The sequence below is a fragment of the Bradyrhizobium sp. SHOUNA76 genome (assembly GCF_023006445.1).
Taxonomy (GTDB): Bacteria; Pseudomonadota; Alphaproteobacteria; order Rhizobiales; family Xanthobacteraceae; genus Bradyrhizobium.
In genome coordinates, this window is record NZ_JALBHA010001038.1 from 1 (window position 1) to 738 (window position 738).

1 protein-coding gene and 1 pseudogene are annotated in these 738 nt (G+C 68.2%); both read right to left on the bottom strand.

Annotation, left to right across the window (positions count from 1 at the left end; all coding sequences use genetic code 11):
* On the bottom strand, positions 1–538 hold a 538-nt coding region (locus MOV74_RS39550), incomplete at its 3' end, for a precorrin-8X methylmutase (protein WP_246933042.1).
* Positions 538–738, bottom strand: a pseudogene (locus MOV74_RS39555) (precorrin-3B synthase); the annotation flags it as partial. The pseudogene MOV74_RS39555 and the gene MOV74_RS39550, both read right to left, overlap by 1 nt.

Below are 738 nucleotides of genomic sequence, written 5' to 3' on the forward strand. Positions count from 1 at the left end.
GATCGGCCATCAGCGCAGCCTTGGATTCGGCGGCGCCGACGAAGCCGACAGGGCAGCCGATGATCGCCGCCGGCCGCGGGCAATCGCGGTCCTCCAGCATGTTGAGCAGATGAAACAGTGCGGTCGGCGCGTTGCCGATCGCCACGATCGCGCCATCGAGATGAGGCCGCCACAGCTCCAGCGCCGCGGCCGAGCGCGTGTTGCGCATCGATTGCGCCAGTGCGGGAACCGCGGCATCGCCGAGCGTGCAGATCACCGCGTTCGCCGCGGGAAGCCTTGCGCGCGTGATCCCTTCCGAGACCATGCGCGCGTCACACAGGATCGGCGCGCCCTTCTGCAAGGCCGCGCGCGCGACCGTCGCCATATCAGGCGTGAAGCGGATATGCGCCTCCAGGCCAACCATGCCGGCGGCATGGATCATCCGCACCACGACCTGCTCTTCATCAGGCGAAAAGCGCGCAAGGTCCGCCTCGGCGCGGATGGTCGCGAAGGACTGACGATAGATCGCCGCGCCATCGGTCTCGTAGGTGTGCGGCATCAGTGCCCTCCCACCAGGATGGAGGGATCGCTGACGATGTCGGCGCCGTTCAATCCGCGCAGAACCGGCTCGTCGCGCGTCGAGCCGTCGCGGACGAGATCGAAGCCGGTGCCTGTCGCGACCAGTGTGACTGCGGCCGTGCCGGAATGCGCACAGCCCTTGCCACAGCCGGAAACGTGGAGGCGCGCATCGGCGGCAAT